This is a genomic window from Delftia sp. WSY_7 (assembly GCF_043104845.1).
GTDB classification, from domain to species: domain Bacteria; phylum Pseudomonadota; class Gammaproteobacteria; order Burkholderiales; family Burkholderiaceae_C; genus Comamonas; species Comamonas tsuruhatensis.
In genome coordinates this window covers 164,696-181,513 of sequence record NZ_JBICLB010000055.1, presented here as the reverse complement: position 1 = coordinate 181,513, position 16,818 = coordinate 164,696, and the positions used below count along the sequence as shown (strand labels likewise).

At 68.8% G+C, this 16,818-nt stretch carries 13 protein-coding genes; 3 read left to right on the top strand and 10 right to left on the bottom strand.

Annotated elements, in window-relative coordinates:
* Positions 1–93: 93 nt before the first annotated feature.
* The 6 genes from ACF8ME_RS27590 to ACF8ME_RS27565 form a co-directional block, all read right to left on the bottom strand.
* Positions 94–825 carry a CoxG family protein gene (locus ACF8ME_RS27590; RefSeq protein WP_392419077.1) on the bottom strand — a complete coding sequence of 244 codons (732 nt, stop codon included), beginning with the start codon at positions 823–825 and terminating at the stop codon, positions 94–96.
* Between the two features lie 38 nt (positions 826–863).
* Positions 864–2,120: a VWA domain-containing protein gene (locus ACF8ME_RS27585; protein ID WP_238002719.1), complete on the bottom strand. Its 1,257-nt coding sequence runs from the start codon at positions 2,118–2,120 to the stop codon at positions 864–866.
* Positions 2,117–3,058, bottom strand: coding sequence for a MoxR family ATPase (locus ACF8ME_RS27580; RefSeq protein WP_277849583.1), 942 nt, complete (start codon positions 3,056–3,058; stop codon positions 2,117–2,119). Before ACF8ME_RS27580 ends, ACF8ME_RS27585 begins: the two co-directional genes overlap by 4 nt.
* 157 nt (positions 3,059–3,215) lie before the next feature.
* Entirely contained in the window at positions 3,216–4,007 is a 792-nt protein-coding gene (locus tag ACF8ME_RS27575) for a xanthine dehydrogenase family protein subunit M (protein WP_046241966.1), read from the bottom strand.
* A gap of 10 nt (positions 4,008–4,017) precedes the next feature.
* Positions 4,018–6,408 (bottom strand): xanthine dehydrogenase family protein molybdopterin-binding subunit, encoded by a 2,391-nt coding sequence (locus tag ACF8ME_RS27570; protein ID WP_046988109.1) that lies wholly within the window; start codon positions 6,406–6,408, stop codon positions 4,018–4,020.
* A gap of 29 nt (positions 6,409–6,437) precedes the next feature.
* Positions 6,438–6,914: a (2Fe-2S)-binding protein gene (locus ACF8ME_RS27565; protein ID WP_013803615.1), complete on the bottom strand. Its 477-nt coding sequence runs from the start codon at positions 6,912–6,914 to the stop codon at positions 6,438–6,440.
* A gap of 267 nt (positions 6,915–7,181) precedes the next feature.
* Here ACF8ME_RS27565 and ACF8ME_RS27560 point away from each other — a divergent pair, with 267 nt between their 5' ends.
* The 3 genes from ACF8ME_RS27560 (at position 7,182) to ACF8ME_RS27550 (ending at position 11,007) form a co-directional block, all read left to right on the top strand.
* Entirely contained in the window at positions 7,182–8,372 is a 1,191-nt protein-coding gene (locus ACF8ME_RS27560; RefSeq protein WP_016448925.1) for a helix-turn-helix domain-containing protein, read from the top strand.
* A gap of 176 nt (positions 8,373–8,548) precedes the next feature.
* Positions 8,549–9,157: a TRAP transporter small permease subunit gene (locus tag ACF8ME_RS27555; protein ID WP_016448926.1), complete on the top strand. Its 609-nt coding sequence runs from the start codon at positions 8,549–8,551 to the stop codon at positions 9,155–9,157.
* A 17-nt stretch (positions 9,158–9,174) separates the two neighbouring features.
* Complete coding sequence (locus ACF8ME_RS27550; protein ID WP_392419074.1) at positions 9,175–11,007, top strand: TRAP transporter large permease subunit; 1,833 nt, start codon at positions 9,175–9,177, stop codon at positions 11,005–11,007.
* A gap of 150 nt (positions 11,008–11,157) precedes the next feature.
* Here ACF8ME_RS27550 and ACF8ME_RS27545 read toward each other — a convergent pair whose 3' ends face one another.
* From ACF8ME_RS27545 to ACF8ME_RS27530, 4 genes are all read right to left on the bottom strand, one after another.
* A complete protein-coding gene (locus ACF8ME_RS27545; protein ID WP_016448928.1) occupies positions 11,158–12,237 on the bottom strand; it encodes a TRAP transporter substrate-binding protein in 1,080 nt (359 codons plus the stop codon).
* Positions 12,238–12,433: 196 nt separating this feature from the next.
* Positions 12,434–13,516 carry a TRAP transporter substrate-binding protein gene (locus tag ACF8ME_RS27540; RefSeq protein ID WP_016452489.1) on the bottom strand — a complete coding sequence of 361 codons (1,083 nt, stop codon included), beginning with the start codon at positions 13,514–13,516 and terminating at the stop codon, positions 12,434–12,436.
* Between the two features lie 264 nt (positions 13,517–13,780).
* Positions 13,781–15,661 (bottom strand): 1-deoxy-D-xylulose-5-phosphate synthase, encoded by a 1,881-nt coding sequence (dxs, locus tag ACF8ME_RS27535; protein WP_160853172.1) that lies wholly within the window; start codon positions 15,659–15,661, stop codon positions 13,781–13,783.
* A 203-nt stretch (positions 15,662–15,864) separates the two neighbouring features.
* The gene (locus tag ACF8ME_RS27530) at positions 15,865–16,815 is read right to left on the bottom strand and encodes a polyprenyl synthetase family protein (protein ID WP_016452491.1); all 951 of its coding nucleotides are present in this window, start codon (positions 16,813–16,815) and stop codon (positions 15,865–15,867) included.
* Between the last annotated feature and the right edge of the window lie 3 nt (positions 16,816–16,818).

Sequence of the window (16,818 nt, the reverse complement as noted above, 5' to 3'; positions counted from 1 at the left end):
GCCTCGCGGCGGGGGCGCCCAGCCGAGGGCGTCGTCCCCCTCCCGCAAAGCGAGAGAGAGGGGGAAGCGGCGCAGCCGCTCAGGGGGAGCGCCCTAGTACCGCGAAAGCAGCCAGCCGGCACCCAGGACGACGGCGATGGCCAGCCCCCAGCACCACAGCGGGATGGCGCGGCGCGAGCGTTCCTCGGCCTCGGTGGCCGGTGCGGCATCCAGCGGCGTGGCCACGCCGGCTGCGGCGTCGTGCTCCCAGGCCTGGGCGTCCACGGTGGGCTCGATGTGGCCGGTTTCATCGGCCAGGCCGGCAGGCAGGTGGGACAGGTCGGCGGTGTCGCCTGCATCGGCAGGCGCTGCCGGCGCGCGCGGGTGGCGCTGCTGCATCAGCGTGTCGAAGCGCGCGAAGAAGTCGTCGGCCATGTTGCGCGCGGCGCCGTCGATCAGCCGCTGGCCCAGCTGGGCGATCTTGCCGCCGACCTGGGCCTGCACGCTGTAGCTGAGCAGGCAGCGCGGCTGGCCTGCGGCGTCAGCGGGCTCGGGGGTGAGGGTGACGTCGGCCTCGCCCTTGCCGAAGCCGGCCACGCCGCCCTGGCCTTCAAAGGCGATGCGGTAGCGCTCGGGCGGCGTGATGTCGGACAGCGTGACCTTGCCGCTGAACTTGGCCGATACCGGCCCCACCTTGACCGCCATGCCCACGGCGTACTGGTCATCGCCCTGGGGTTCGAAGCGGTCGCAGCCGGCCAGGCAGGCCTTGAGCGTTTCGGGATCGTTGAGCGCCTCCCAGGCCTGCTGCTGGCTGACGGCGAGGGAACGGCTGGCTTGCATTTCCATGGCAATTCCTTTCTGCGATGGGGGTGGCCGCAAGCGGCTCAGCGGCCTGGCGCCGCCAGCAGCCGCGCCAGGTGACCGGCCAGTTGCTGCAGCGATTCCAGGTTGTGTACCGCAAGCATGGCATGGGCATGACGATGCAGCACGGCCGCCCCCTGGGCCAGTGGGGCATACCCGTCAAAGCGCAGCAGCGGGTTGAGCCACAGCAGCCGCGCGCTGTGGCGGCGCAGCCAGGCCAGTTCGCGGTCCAGCTCGGCGGCATCGCCGGTGTCCAGGCCGTCACTGATGATGAGCACCAGGGTGCGCCGGCCCACCAGGCCTGAAACCCGGTGGCGCGCATGCAGGCGGCGCAGTTCGCCCAGGCTGCTGCCCAGGCGCGTGCCGCCGCCAAAGTCGGCAATGGCGGCGTTGGCGCGCTCGAGCATGGCGTCTGTATCGGCCTGGGCAAAGGCCGGGCCCAGGTCGCGCAGCTCGGTGCCGAAGCTGAAGACCTGGCGGCGCAGGCCCGCATGGCGCTGCGTGCCGGTGGCCGCGTGCAGGAAGGCCAGCAGCAGCCGCGCATAGCGCTCCATGGAGCCCGAGACATCGACCAGGGCCAGCCAGGGCAGCGGCAGGCGCCGCCGTTCGCGCCGCAGCAGCTGCAGCATTTCGCCGCCGTGGCGCGATGCCGCACGCAGGCTGGCAGCCCAGTCGGGCACCGCGCCGCGCTGGCCGGTGCGCGTGCGGCGGCTGCGGTAGCGGGGCAAGGGAAGGGCGATGTCCCGGGCCAGGCGCTGCACCAGCAGGTACTCGCTGGCGCTGAGCTGGTTGAAGTCGGCATGGCGCAGGCGGTGGCGCTCGCTGGCCGTCATGGCGGCGTCCAGCTTCAGCTCTTCATCGACGGCGGCCCTGCCCTCGCCTGCCTGGCGGGGCGACAGGGCTTCCTGCACGCGCGGGCGGTGGCGCGGCGCGGACGGCCGGGGCGCCTGCGGCAGCAACTGGGCCAGCAGTTGCCGGGCCACATCGGGATTGCGGAAGTAGGCGTCGAACAGTTCGCGGAACACGGCGCGGTCCTGGGCGTTGCTCACAAATACGGCCTCCAGCGCTGCGGCCATGTCCTCGCGCGCCAGGCCGACAAGGGACAGGGCCTGCTGGGCCAGCGCCATGCGCCCGCCATCCACGGGCACGCCCGCGCGGCGCAGCGCACGCGCAAAGCCGACCAGGTTGCCGGCGAGCTTGCCGCTGCGCGCATCGCCCAGCCAGCTGGTGCGCTCGCCCCCATCGGCGGCACCGGCCGCACCGGCTGCCCCAGCCGTCACGGCGCGGGCTCCGGCGCCAGCAGTTGCTGCAGCCGCTCGGGTGTGAGCGCGGCCACGTCCTCGCGCTGCTTGAAGAGGATGCCGGCCGTGTCGTGCACGACTTCGGGATCGACCACCAGGGTGTCCAGCGCCACCAGGGCCTTGGCCCATTCCACGCTTTCGGCAATGCCGGGCACGCGCTGGAAGGCGTCGGCAAAGGGCTGGCTGCGCAGCCGTCCCACGAAGCTCGCCACCTGGGCGGTCAGGGCCTGCCCGGCCCCGGGCACCAGGGCGCGCACGATGGCCAGCTCGCGCTCGCGCCCGGGATAGTCCAGCCAGTGGTAGAGGCAGCGGCGCTTGACGGCGTCGTGCAGGTCGCGCGTGCGGTTGCTGGTGAGCACGGTCACGGGCGGCACGCGTGCCGCCACCGTGCCCAGCTCGGGAATGCTGACCTGGTACTCGCCCAGGTATTCGAGCAGGAAGGCCTCGAAGGGCTCGTCGGCACGGTCGATCTCGTCGATCAGCAGCACGGCGCCGGGCTCGGGCTGCTGCAGGGCCTGCAGCAGCGGGCGGCTTACCAGGTAGCGCTCCTGGTAGACCTCCTGCTCGGCGCGCTGCATGCGGTCGTGCTGCGGTGCGGCCGCGGGCTGCGCCGAGGCCAGCTCGGCCGCGCGCAGGTGCAGCAGCTGGGCCGCGTAGTTCCATTCATACAGCGCCTCGCGCTGCTCCATGCCGTCATAGCACTGCAGCCGGATCAGGCGGCGCTCCAGCACGCGCGCCAGCGCCTGGGCCAGCGCGGTCTTGCCCACGCCGGGCTCGCCCTCCAGCAGCAGCGGCCGCTGCAGCCGCAGGGCCAGGAAGACGGCCGTGGCCAGGCGCCGGTCGGCGAAATAGCCTTCGGCCTGCAGCGCGGCGACCAGGGCGTCTATGGAGGCGATGGCTTGCTCGGGAACCTTCATTCAGTCCTTATCCAATCGTCATGGAACTGCGCTTCGTCTGCGCTGCGCAAAACTGGCGCAATCCAACTCAGGGACACCGAGGAAGGGCCGCCCCGCACCGAGGGTGTCGTCCCCCTTCAAGGGGGAAGGCGCGAAGCGACTCAGGGGGTCACCATAGTCACCCCAGCATCTGCGATACCGCACGCTGCGTCTGCACGCTGATCAACTGCGCCCGGTAGCGCGCGCTGGCATGCAGGTCGCTGTTGAGGTCGGCATGGTCGATCAGCACCTGGGCGGCCGCGTCGGGCGTGAAGCTCTGGTTGAGCGCGGCCTCCAGCCCCGCATGGCGGAACACGCTGAGCCCGGCGCCCGTGATGGCCACGCGCACGCCGCTGTCGGTCTGGGCGACGAAGACGCCCACCAGGGCGAAGCGCGAGGCGGGCTGCTTGAACTTGAGGTAGGCGGCCTTCCTCGGCACGGGAAAGCGCACGGCCGTGATCAGCTCGCCGCTGCCCAGCGCCGTGGTGTACATGCCCTGGAAGAAGTCGTCGGCCGCGATCTCGCGCCGGTCGGTGACGACAGTGGCGCCCAGGCCCAGCACGGCGCTGGGGTAGCAGGCAGCGGGGTCGTTGTTGGCCAGCGAACCGCCGATGGTGCCGCGCGCACGCACCTGGCGGTCGCCGATGCCGCCGGCCAGCTCGGCCAGGGCCGGGATGGCGGCCTGGACCTGCGGGTTGGCGGCCACGTCGGCGTGGCGTGTCATGGCGCGGATTTCCACGGTCTGGCCGTTGACGGCGATGCCGGCCAGGCCCTGGACGCGGTTCAGGTCCACGATCTGTTCGGGCCGCGCCAGGCGCAGGCGCATCGATGGCAGCAGGCTTTGCCCGCCGGCCAGGTACTGGCCGCCCTGGGCGGCCAGAGCAGCGGCGTCGGCCGTGTTGCCAGGGGCTTCATAGGTGAATGCGTACATGGCGCTCTCCTCAGGAGGTGGCTGCGGCGTCGATGGCCGACCAGACACGGTGCGGGCTGGCCGGCATGTCCAGGTCCCTGACACCCAGGGGATGCAGTGCGTCAAGCACGGCATTGATGACGGCGGGCGGCGAGCCTATGGCCCCCGCCTCGCCGCAGCCCTTGGTGCCCAGCGGGTTGTGCGTGCAGGGCGTGCAGACGGTGCCGAGCTTGAATTCGGGGAAATCGTCGGCGCGCGGCATGGCGTAGTCCATGAAGCTGCCGGTGAGCAGCTGGCCGGTCTCGCGGTCGTAGACGCAGTTTTCCAGCAGCGCCTGGCCTATGCCCTGGGCCACGCCGCCGTGCACCTGGCCCTCGACGATCATGGGATTGATGATGGTGCCGAAGTCGTCCACGGCGCTGAAGCGGTCCACGCGCACCACGCCCGTGGCCGGGTCCACCTCGACCTCGCAGATGTACGTGCCTGCGGGAAAGGTGAAGTTGGTGGGGTCGTAGAAGGCGGTTTCGTTGAGGCCGGGCTCCAGCTTGTCCAGCGGGTAGTTGTGCGGCACATAGGCGGTGAGCGCGATCTGGGCGAAGGGGATTTTCTTGTCGGTGCCGCGCACCGTGAACTCGCCGCCCGCGAAGTCGATGTCGGCGTCGCTGGCCTCCATCAGGTGGGCCGCGATCTTCTTGGCCTTGGCCTCGATCTTGTCCAGCGCCTTCATGATGGCCGCGCCGCCCACGCTGATGGAGCGCGAGCCATAGGTGCCCATGCCGAACGGCACACGGCCCGTGTCGCCGTGGACGATGTCCACGTTCTCCACGGGTATCCCCAGGCGCGCGGCCACCACCTGGGCGAAGGTGGTCTCGTGCCCCTGGCCGTGGCTGTGCGAGCCCGTGAACACGGTGACGCTGCCCGTGGGGTGCACGCGCACCTCGCCGCATTCGAACAGGCCGGCCCGCGCGCCCAGGGCGCCCGCGATGTTGCTGGGCGCCAGGCCACAGGCCTCGATGTAGCTGCTGTAGCCCAGGCCGCGCCTGAGGCCCCGCGCCTCGCTGTCGGCACGGCGCGCGGCAAAGCCGGCCACGTCGGCCAGGGCCTCGGCCTTGTCCATGCAGGCGCCGTAGTCGCCCACGTCGTACTGCAGGGCCACGGGCGTCTGGTAGGGGAAGCTGGTGACGAAGTTGCGCCGCCGTATCTCGGCCTGGGACAGGTTCAGCTGCCAGGCGCAGCGGCTGACCAGGCGCTCCAGCAGGTAGGTGGCCTCGGGCCGGCCCGCGCCCCGGTAGGCATCGACGGGCGCGGTGTGGGTGAACCAGGCATCGACCTCCACATAGACCTGGGGCGTGGCGTACTGACCGGCCAGCAAGGTGGCATAGAGGATGGTGGGCACGGCGCTGGCGAAGGTGCTCAGGTAGGCGCCCAGGTTGGCATCCGTGTGCACGCGCATGGCCAGGAACTTGCCGCTGGCGTCCATGGCCATCTCGGCATGGCTGACGTGGTCGCGGCCATGGGCGTCGGTAAGGAAGGATTCGCTGCGGTCGGCCGTCCACTTGATGTTGCGGTTGAGCTTTCGCGCACCCCAGGTCAGGCAGACATCCTCGGCATACAGGAAGATCTTGGAGCCGAAGCCGCCGCCCACGTCGGGCGCGATCACGCGCACCTTGTGCTCGGGCAGGCCCATGACGAAGGCCGTCATCAGCAGCCGCTCGACGTGCGGGTTCTGGTTGGCCACGTACAGCGTGTACTCGTCATTGGCGCGGCTGTAGCTGCCGATGGCCGCGCGCGGCTCCATGGCGTTGGGAACCAGGCGGTTGTTGACCAGGTCCAGCTGGGCGATGTGGGCGGCACCGGCGAACACGGCATCCACGGCGGCCTTGTCGCCGATGGCCCATTTGTAGCAGTGGTTGTCGGGGGCGATGTCGTGCACCACCGCGCCGGGCACGCTGCCGGCCGCCGCGTCGGCCACCAGCACCACGGCGGGCAGCGGGTCGTAGTCCACCTCCACCAGCTCGGCCGCGTCGCGCGCCTGCTCCAGCGTCTCGGCCACGACCATGGCGACCTGGTCGCCCACGTAGCGCACGGTGTCCAGCGCCAGGATGGGATGCGGCGGCTCCTTCATGGGCTCGCCGTTGGTGCTGGTGATCAGCCAGCCGCAGGGCAGGCCGTTGATCTTGTCGGCCGCCACGTCGGCGCCCGTGAGCACGCCGATGACGCCGGGCGCGGCCCTGGCCGCGTCGGTGGACACGGAGCGCACACGCGCATGCGCGTGCGGCGAGCGCACGAACACCGCATGGGCCTGGGCGGCCAGCGCGATGTCGTCGGTGTACTGGCCCGCGCCCGTGAGGAAGCGGTAGTCCTCCTTGCGCTTGACGGGCTCGCCGATGTGGGGGAGCTTGGAAAAGTCGGATGCACCCATGGCTGTCTCCTTGTGGTGACCTGCGGCGCTCAGGCCGCAGGCCCTGCCATGGCCTGGCTGCCCTTTTTCACGGCGGCCACGATGTTCTGGTAGCCCGTGCAGCGGCACAGGTTGCCCTCCAGCGCCTCGCGGATCTCGCGATCGCCCGCGCACGGCTGGCGCTGGCAAAGGTCCACGGCGCTCATGACCATGCCCGGCGTGCAAAAGCCGCATTGCAGGCCGTGGCACTCCTTGAAGGCCGCCTGCATGGGGTGCAGGCCGCCGTCGATATCCGCCAGCCCTTCGATGGTGCGCACCTCGCAGCCCTCGGCCTGCACGGCCAGCATGGCGCAGGACTTGACGGCGTGGCCGTCGACGATGACGGTGCAGGCCCCGCACTGGCTGGTGTCGCAGCCCACATGCGTGCCGGTCAGGCGCAGGTGCTCGCGCAGCGCATGCACGAGCAAGGTGTTGGGTGGAACGTCGATGCGCTGCGCGCGCCCGTTGACGGTGAGCTGGACATTCATCGTGCTGTCTCCTGCCTGTGTTCGGCGGTGATCTGGAACGTGGGGGAACGCCGGAAACCTCGCCTGCCATGGTCGCCCTGCCCGCAGGCGCCCGTTCTAGGGTTGACCCGCAAGCCCGGGCCGGGCGGCGCGGATATTCTCAAAATGACACAGTCGTCACCGCAGCCGCAGCCCGCACCGCTTGCGCCTGCGCCCCCGGCTTCGACCGTGCCCGCCTGCCAGCCCGTTCGCAATCCCTTGCCAGCCAGCCACAGGAGTCCCCGCCCCATGTTCGCCCTGAGCCCCGACGCCGCGCAGCCCTGCCCCGCCGATCCGCGCCACGCGCAGATCGCCCGGGCCCGCAGCCTGGCCTTCGGCGAGCAGGCGCTGGCCGGCATGCCGCCTGCCACTCTGCCCGCCCCCCCTGCCGGCATCGCGCCCTGGCTGTGGCGCTCCTGGCAGCGCTGCCTGGCGGCAGGCCGCCGCCCGGGCGAGCGCGTGGTCTACGAAGCACTGGGGCCGCATGCGCTGCGCCAGGCACGTGACGGCCACGAGGCGCTGCTGCAGGCGGCGCACCCCGTGATGACCCAGCTGGTGGGCGCCGTGGGCGCCATGCGCTACTTCAGCCTGCTGACCGATGCGCACGGCACCGTGCTGGACGTGCAGGGGCCGCTGGACCGCAGCGACATCCGCGTGCAGGCCATCGCCCGTGTGGGCGTGGACCTGTCCGAGCAGGGCGTGGGCACCACCGCCATCGGTGCGGCCCTGGCCGAGCACGGCCCCGTCTGGCTGCACCGGGCCGAGCATTTCTTCGAGGCCAACCGCCACTACAGCTGCGCGGGCGCACCGCTGTACGCCCCGGACGGCCGCTGCCTGGGCATGCTGGACATCACGGGCGTGGACGTGCCCGAGCGGCCCGAGCTGATGCACCTGGCGCTGCGCTGCGCCCGCGCCATCGAGGACCGGCTGCTGCGCGCCCTGCCCCACGCGCTGCTGCTGCACCTGAACTGGCCCGGCGGGCCTCTGGGTCAGGAGGGCGAAGGCCTGCTGGCCGTGGACGCCGAAGGGCATGTGGCGGGCAGCAATACCCTGGCGCGCCAGCTGGTGCCCCAGCCGCTGGCGCAGCCGGGCCAGCCGCTGCACTGCAGCGAACTGCTGGCCATGCCCTGGACGGCGCTGGTGGAGCATGCGCGCCAGCGCCCCAACGAACCGCTGCGCCTGCCGCTGTGGTCGGGCCTGCGGCTGCAGGCACTGGTGCAGCCCGGGCCCCAGCTGCGCCAGCTGCTGCCTGCGCTGGGCACGGCGGCACTCGCTGCCGCCGCCCAGGCCAGCCCGCTGCGCGCCAGCGAGGGCGTGCTGATCGAGCAGGCCCTGCAGGATGCCCAGGGCAATGTGACCCGGGCCGCCCGCGCGCTGGGCATCAGCCGGGCCACGATGTACCGAAAACTGGGCGCCCGCAGGCCCCGCGCGACAACCTGAACGGGACGTTTCCTCGGGTTCACACGGATTTCTTTTAGGGGGAGCAGGCCGCCTGCGGCGTTCGGGTCTCCGTAGAATCGACGGCTTTGGTCCATGCGCCGACAAGAGCGCTGCGCGCCGGCCTACAGGCCGGCGTACGGCGACGGACCCAATACAGCCTACTTTTTGGAGACACCATGCAGGCTTTGCTCAAATTCTCAAGAGGGGTCGACTGGCTCAACAGCCTGGTCGGGCGATGCCTTATCTGGCTGATCCTGGCCTCGACGGTCATCAGCGGCATCAATGCCATCGTGCGCAAGGTGTTGCACACCAGCTCGAACGCCTACCTCGAAGTGCAGTGGTACCTGTTCGCCGCCTCCTTCCTGCTGGCCGCCGGCTACACGCTGCTGCAGGGCGAGCACGTGAAGGTGGATGTGATCGCCAGCCGCCTGTCCAAGCGCACGCAGATCTGGATCGACATCTTCGGCTTCGTCTTTTTCCTGACCCCCATGGCGCTGGCCATCCTGTGGTTCGGCACGCCGTTCGTGATCCAGGCCATCCAGACCGGCGAGATGTCGGGCAATGCAGGCGGCCTGGTGCGCTGGCCCGTCTACCTGATGATTCCCCTGGGCTTCGGGCTGCTGCTGCTGCAGGGCATGTCGGAGCTGATCAAGCGCATCGCCTTCCTGAAGGGCCTGATCGACGATCCCACGGCCAAGAAGGGCGAGAAGACCGCAGAGCAAGACCTGGCCGAAGCCCTGCGCGGGCTGGCAGGAGCCAAGGACAAAAGCGGGCAAGGCGCCTGATCGGGGAAACAGACATCATGGAATTCGTGATCCACAACCTGGCCCCGATCATGTTCGCGGGGCTGATACTTTTCCTGCTCGTGGGATTTCCCGTGGCATTCAGCCTGGGCGCCTGCGGACTGTTCTTCGCCTTTGTCGGCATCGAACTGGGCGTGCTGCCCGAAGCCCTGCTGCAGGCCCTTCCGCTGCGCATCTTCGGCATCATGCAGAACGAGACGATGCTGGCCATACCGTTCTTCACCCTCATGGGGCTGATACTGGAGCGAAGCGGCATGGCCGAGGACCTGCTGGAGACCGTGGGCCAGCTCTTCGGCCCCGTGCGCGGCGGCGTGGCCTTTGCGGTGATCTTCGTGGGCGCGCTGCTGGCGGCGACCACGGGCGTGGTCGCGGCATCGGTGATCTCCATGGGCCTGATCTCCCTGCCCATCATGATGCGCTACGGCTATGACCGCCGGGTGGCCTCGGGCGTGATCGCGGCCTCGGGCACGCTGGCGCAGATCATTCCGCCGTCCCTGGTGCTGATCGTGCTGGCCGACCAGCTGGGCCGCAGCGTGGGCGACATGTACAAGGGCGCCTTCCTGCCTGGCCTGATGCTGATGGGCTTCTATGCGCTGTTCATCGTCGTGCTGGCCATATTCAAGCCCGCCATGGTGCCCGCCCTGCCGCCCGAGGCGCGCACGCTGCGCGAGCCCAATGGCAACTCCGGCCTGCCCTCCACCCTGGTGCTGACCGTGCTGTGCGTGGCGGCCTCGATGGTGGTCGCTCAGTACATGCCCCAGCTGCACACCTGGTGGTCCGGCGATGTGGTGGAGAAGGTCGCTCTGGACGAGACCATCGTGGTGTCCATGTGCTTCGGCGTGGCGCTGGCCTTCATCGCCGCCATGTTCAACAAGCTCACGGGCCTGCACCTGCTCAGCCGCATGGCCGAGCGCGTGACCTTCGTGCTGATCCCGCCGCTGCTGCTGATCTTCCTGGTGCTGGGCACCATCTTCCTGGGCGTGGCAACTCCCACCGAAGGCGGCGCCATGGGCGCGCTGGGCGCGGCCGTCATGGCCTTCGTGCGCGGCCGCCTGAGCATGGACCTGCTCAAGCAGGCGCTGATGTCCACCACCAAGCTGTCGTGCTTCGTGATGTTCATCCTGATCGGCGCGACCATGTTCGGCCTGACCTTCCAGGGCGTGGACGGCCCCAAGTGGGTGGAGGAGCTGCTGGTGTCCCTGCCCGGCGGCGAGATCGGCTTCCTGATCGTGGTCAACATCATGATCTTCGTGCTGGCCTTCTTCCTGGACTTCTTCGAGCTGTCCTTCATCGTCGTGCCGCTGCTGGCCCCCGTGGCCGACAAGCTGGGCATCGACCTGGTCTGGTTCGGCGTGCTGCTGGCCGTGAACATGCAGACCTCGTTCATGCACCCGCCCTTCGGCTTCGCGCTGTTCTTCCTGCGCAGCGTGGCCCCGGCCAAGGCCTACGTGGACAAGGTCACCAAGAAGATGACCGAGCCCGTGACCACCATGCAGATCTATGCGGGCGCCATCCCCTTCCTGCTGATCCAGCTGGTCATGGTGGCCCTGATCATCATCTTCCCCGGCATCGTCTCCAGCGGGCTGGACAAGAAGGTGGAGTACGACCTGGACAAGGTGCGCCAGGAGATGGAGGCATCCATGCCCGAGGCCATCGACTTCAACGACCCCATGTTCAACGGCGACGGCGCGAACCAGCCCCCCGCACCCGAGGGCACCCCTGGCGAGCCCTCGGCCCCGGCGGGCGGTGAGGACGATGCGCTCAAGGCGCTGCAGGACCAGCTGCAGCGCGAGCAGCCGGCCACGCCGGGCGAGAGCAAGTCCGGCAGCTGATCGCAGGCTCCCTCAAGGACAGCAAAGGCCCCGCAACCGCGGGGCCTTTTTTCGTTCGGACCCCGGCGTGCGCCGGTCCCCTGCGCGCATGAAAAAAGCCGGGCAGTGCCCGGCTTTCTTTCGCGCATGACGCCCGAGGGCGCCGCGACTTCACAGCTTCTGCGCCGACATGAAGGCGTCGTAGCGCGCCTCGGCGAAGCGGAACCACAGCACCTCGTCGCGCTGGAAGTTGCGGTAGTCGCTGTAGATCTTCTTCCAGGCAGGGTTTTTCTCGGCCAGCTCCGCATAGACCGCCATGGTGGTCTTGTAGGAGGCATCGAGCACGGTCTGCGGGAAGGCCAGCACCTTGGCCTTGCTGGCCACCAGTTGCTTGAGCGCGCCGGGATTGCGCGCGTCGTAGCGGGCCTGGGTGACCACATGGGCCTCGTGCGAGGCGGCCTGCACCATGGCGCGCTGCTCGGGCGTCAGCGCGGCCAGCGCCTTCTGGTTCACGTAGAACTCGAGGTTCAGGCTGCCTTCCCACCAGCCGGGGTAGTAGTAGAACGGCGCGACCTTGTTGAAGCCCAGCTTGAGGTCGTCATAGGGGCCGATCCATTCGGCCGCATCGATGGTGCCCTTTTCCAGCGCCTGGTAGATTTCGCCACCCGGGATGTTCTGGGGCACGCCGCCCATGCGCTCGATGATCCGGCCCGCGAAGCCGCCGATGCGGAACTTCAGGCCCTTGATGTCCTCGGTCGTCTTGACCTCCTTGCGGAACCAGCCCCCCATCTGGGCGCCGGTGTTGCCGCCCAGGAAGTTGACGATGCCGTATTCGGCATAGAACTCGCGCATCAGCTTGCCGCCGTTGCCGTCCACGTTCCAGGCCGTGAGCTGGCGCGAGTTCATGCCGAACGGAATGGCGCCGCCGATGGCAAAGGCCTCGTTCTTGCCGAAGAAGTAGTAGGGCGCCGTGTGCGCGATCTCCACCGTGCCGTTTTGCACGCCATCGACCACGCCGAAGGCGGGCATCAGCTCGCCGGCCGCATGCACCGACACCTCGAACTTGCCGCCCGACATTTCCTTGATCGCCTTGGAAAACACCTCGGCAGAGCCGTAGATGGTGTCCAGCGAACGCGGAAAGCTGGACGCCAGGCGCCAGCGCACCGCCGCCTGCGCATGAACGGCTGGCGCCGCTGCGGCAGTCAATACGCCGGCCAGACCGGCGTGCTTGAGTGCTTTTCTTCTGTCCATCTCTGTCTCCTCCTGGTTCGCTCTGCTTGAGAGCATTCAAAAAAGGCCGGACTGCTCTTGGCAGCTCGGCCCACATACATCATCGGAACAAAAAAGCCCGCCGTCCCCGCTGCATTTCGCAGAGGGGACGCGGGCTTGGCCTGCAGGCGTGGAAGGCATGGACCGTCCTTGTGCGTGCTGCTGGCTGCAGACCTGCTTACAGCTTGGCCGTGGTCATGTAGCTGTTGTAGCGGAACTCCGAGAAGCGCTCCCACAGCAGCTGGTCGCGCTGGAAGGTGCGCAGGCTCTGGTTGATCTTCTTGAACATGGGCGACTTGGCGTCATGCTCGGCCATGATCTCCATGACGGCCTTGTAGCCGGCATCCATGAAGTCCTTGGGGAAGGCCTTGAGCTGGGTCTTGTCGGCCACCAGCTTCTTGAGCGCCACGGGGTTGTTGGCGTCGTACTTGGCCGTCATGTCGCGCGCTGCCACGTTGCAGGCCGCATCGACCATGGCCTTGTACTCGGGCGACAGGGCCGCATACGCCTTGGTGTTGATGAAGAACTCCAGCTCGGCGCCGCCTTCCCACCAGCCGGGGTAGTAGTAGTAGGGAGCGACCTTGTTGAAGCCCAGCTTCTGGTCGTCGTACGGACCCACGAATTCCACGGCATCCAGCGTGCCCTTTTCAAGCGCCTGGTAGACCTCGCCCACGGGCATGTTCTGCGCGACCACGCCGAGCTTGAGCATGGCGTCGCCGAACAGGCCGCCGCCCAGGCGCATCTTCAGGCCCTTGAGATCGGCCACCGACTTGATCTCCTTGCGGAACCAGCCGCCCATCTGGGTGCCCGTGTTGCCTGCGCTCTGGCTCTTGATGTTGTACTGGGCATAGAACTCGTCCATGAGCTTGCGGCCGCCGCCGTGCTCCATCCATGCATCCATCTGGCGCGCCGTCAGGCCGAAGGGCACGGCGCAGCCGAAGGCGAAGATGTAGTCCTTGCCGGTGAAGTAGTAGGGCGCCGTCAGCGCCATCTCGATGGTGCCGTTCTGGATGCCGTCGACCACGCCGAAGGCGGGCATCAGCTCACCGGCCGCATGCACCGAGACTTCGAACTTGCCGCCCGACATCGCCTTGAGCGTCTTGGAGAACATTTCGGCCGAGCCGAAGATGGTGTCCAGCGACTTGGGAAAGCTCGCGGCCAGACGCCAGCGGACCGCCTCCTGGGCGTGGACTGCGGGTGCGGCTCCCACAGCCAGCACGCCGGCGATTCCCGCATGTTTGATGATCGAACGACGGTCCATGAATGTCTCTCCGCGATGTGTTGTCAGTCAGAAAAAGCCACCACCACCCCTTGCTGCGCAAGGTCCGCTGCCCCTCCGAGGGGCCGCTTCTGCCTTGGGGGCCCGGCGGCAAAAAAAACGCACGTTCGCACGTGCATTCACACTGTATCAGGTGGTATCGATTCTAAAAACGCCGCAAAGCAAGCACGGACGGGGTTTTCCCCCGCGTAGTCCTGCTCGGCATGCGCGATGCGCCCCATCGCGGGGCACAGGCCCGTCCCATCTTCAGGCCACGGCGCGCTCGGGCGCCAGGTGGGCGCGCACCGACGCCTCGATGCCGGCCGCGTCCAGCCCCTGCAGGGCCAGCAGCCTGGCGGGATCGCCGTGCTCGATGAACTCGTCGGGCAGGCCCAGCTGCAGCAGCTGTCGCGTAATGCCGGCAGCCTGCAGCGACTCGGCCACAGCGCTGCCTGCGCCACCCATGATGCAGCCCTCTTCCACGGTGACGATGAGCTCGTGCGTGGAGGCCACCTGGCGCAGCAGTTCCTCGTCCAGCGGCTTGGCCCAGCGCATGTTGACCACGGTGGCGTCCAGCGCCTCGGCTGCGGTCAGCGCGGGATACAGCAGGGTGCCGAAGGCCAGGATGGCGACCTTCTTCGCCGCCGATTCGCGGCGCACCTCTCCCTTGCCGAAGGGTAGGCCCTCCAGGCTCTCCAGCGGCGCCACACCCACGCCCGCGCCACGCGGGTAGCGCACGGCCACGGGATGGTCCTGCTCGTAGGCGGTGGTGAGCAGCTGGCGGCATTCGCGCTCGTCGGCCGGGCAGGCCATGCTCATGTGCGGAATGCAGCGCACGAAGGCGATGTCATACGCACCTGCGTGCGTGGCGCCATCGGCGCCGACCAGGCCCGCGCGGTCCAGCGCAAAGACCACGGGCAGCTTTTGCAGCGCCACGTCATGGATCAACTGGTCGTAGCCGCGCTGCAGGAAGGTGGAGTAGATGGCAACCACGGGCTTGAGGCCTTCGCAGGCCATGCCTGCGGCAAAGGTGACCGCATGCTGCTCGGCGATGCCCACGTCGTAGTAGCGGCCCGGAAAGCGCTTGTGGAACTCCACCATGCCCGAGCCCTCGCGCATGGCGGGGGTGATGCCCACCAGGCGCTGGTCCTTGTCCGCCATGTCGCACAGCCACTGGCCGAAGACCTGGGTGAAGGTCTGCTTCGGGGGCGTGGCCGGCTTGACCAGGCCCACGCTGGGATCGAACTTGCCGGGGCCGTGGTAGGCCACGGGATCGGCCTCGGCCAGCTTGTAGCCCTGGCCCTTCTTCGTGACCACATGCAGGAACTGCGGGCCCTTGAGGCTCTTGATGTTCTCCAGCGTGGGGATCAGCGAATCGAGGTCATGCCCGTCGATGGGGCCGATGTAGTTGAAGCCGAAGTTCTCGAACAGCGTGGCCGGCACGACCATGCCCTTGGCCTGCTGCTCCAGCCGCTTGGCCAGCTCCAGCAGCGGAGGCACCTGCTTGAGCACGCTCTTGCCCATGTCGCGCGCCTTGGCATAGAACTGCCCGCTCATGAGCTGGGCCAGGTAGCGGTTGAGCGCGCCCACGGGCGGGCTGATGCTCATGTCGTTGTCGTTGAGGATGACCAGCAGGTTGGCATCGGTCACGCCGGCGTTGTTCAGCGCCTCGAAGGCCATGCCGGCCGTCATGGCGCCGTCGCCGATGACGGCGATGGCGCGGCGGTCCTCGCCCTTTTGCTTTGCGGCCAGGGCCATGCCCAGGGCGGCCGAGATGCTGGTGGAGGAGTGGGCCGTGCCGAAGGTGTCGTACTCGCTCTCGGCGCGCTGCGGAAAGCCCGACAGGCCGCCGAACTGGCGCAGCGATGCCATGCGCTCGCGCCGGCCCGTGAGGATCTTGTGCGGATAGGTCTGGTGGCCCACGTCCCAGACCACGCGGTCGTAGGGCGTGTCGAACACCGCATGCAGCGCCACCGTCAGCTCCACCGTGCCCAGGTTGGAACTCAGATGCCCGCCGGTCTTGGAGACGCTGTCGAGCACATAGGCACGCAGCTGCTGGGCCAGGGTCTTGAGTTCGGCACGCGACAGACGCCTCAGATCCGCGGGATCGTCGATGGTCTGCAGCAGGGAGTAGGTGTTCGTGGTCATGCTAGATATCTTGATGGCCGCAAGACCATCGCCCATATTTTCGTATCAGTTGCCTGTGGCATCGAACGCCACCCTTGCAAGTAGCGCGCCCCCACCAAGGGACACCGAGCAAGGGCCGCCCCGCAGCGAGGGTGTCGTCCCCCTCCCCCGCGAAGCGGGTAGAGAGGGGGAAGGCGCGAAGCGACTCAGGGGGTGCTTCATTGTCAGTGAGTGCGGCTCACGACCATGTCGGCCAGTGCCGCCAGGGCCCGCGTGTCCGGCAGGCCGCTGCGCGCCAGCGCCGCGTGCGCCAGGGCGCACAGCTCGTCGGCATGGGCGCGGGCCTGGTCCAGGCCCAGCAGCGAGACATAGGTCGGCTTGTCGTTGGCCGCGTCCTTGCCGGCCGTCTTGCCCAGGGTGGCCGAGTCGGCCACCACGTCGAGGATGTCATCCACCACCTGGAAGGCCACGCCCAGCGCCTGCCCGTAGTCGGACAGCGCCTGCCAGGCCTGGGCATCCACGCCCTCCTTGCAGGCTGCGCCCATGAGCACGCTGGCATGCAGCAGGGCGCCGGTCTTGAGGCGGTGCATCTCGCGCAGTTGGGCCTCGCTCAGCTGCAGGCCCACGCTGGCCAGGTCAATGGCCTGGCCACCGGCCATGCCCTGCGCGCCTGCGGCACGGCCCAGCAGCCGGCACAGCCGTGCCTGCAGCGCATCGGGCATGCCGTCAGCCTCGTCGGGCGCGGGCACGAGCAGCTCGAAGGCCAGTGCCTGCAGCGCATCGCCGGCCAGCAGGGCCGAGGCCTCGCCGAACTGCACATGGACCGTGGGCTTGCCACGGCGCAGCACGTCGTTGTCCATGCAGGGCATGTCGTCGTGCACCAGCGAATAGGCATGGATCAGTTCCACGGCGCAGCCGGCACGCACGGCGGCCGACGGCAGGCCGGCCACGGCCTCGGCCGCAGCCCAGACCAGCAGCGGGCGCAGGCGCTTGCCGCCATCGAGCACGGCGTATCGCATGGCTTCGCCCAGGCCGGCCGGCGCATCCACGCCCACCCATTGGGACAGCGCGCTTTCGGTGCGCGCCAGGCGGTCGTTCATCCAGCAGGGAAAATCCAGCGCGCCAAGGCCCGGCGCCTGGGAAACATCGGAAGCGGAAGTCATCAGGGCACTCATGGC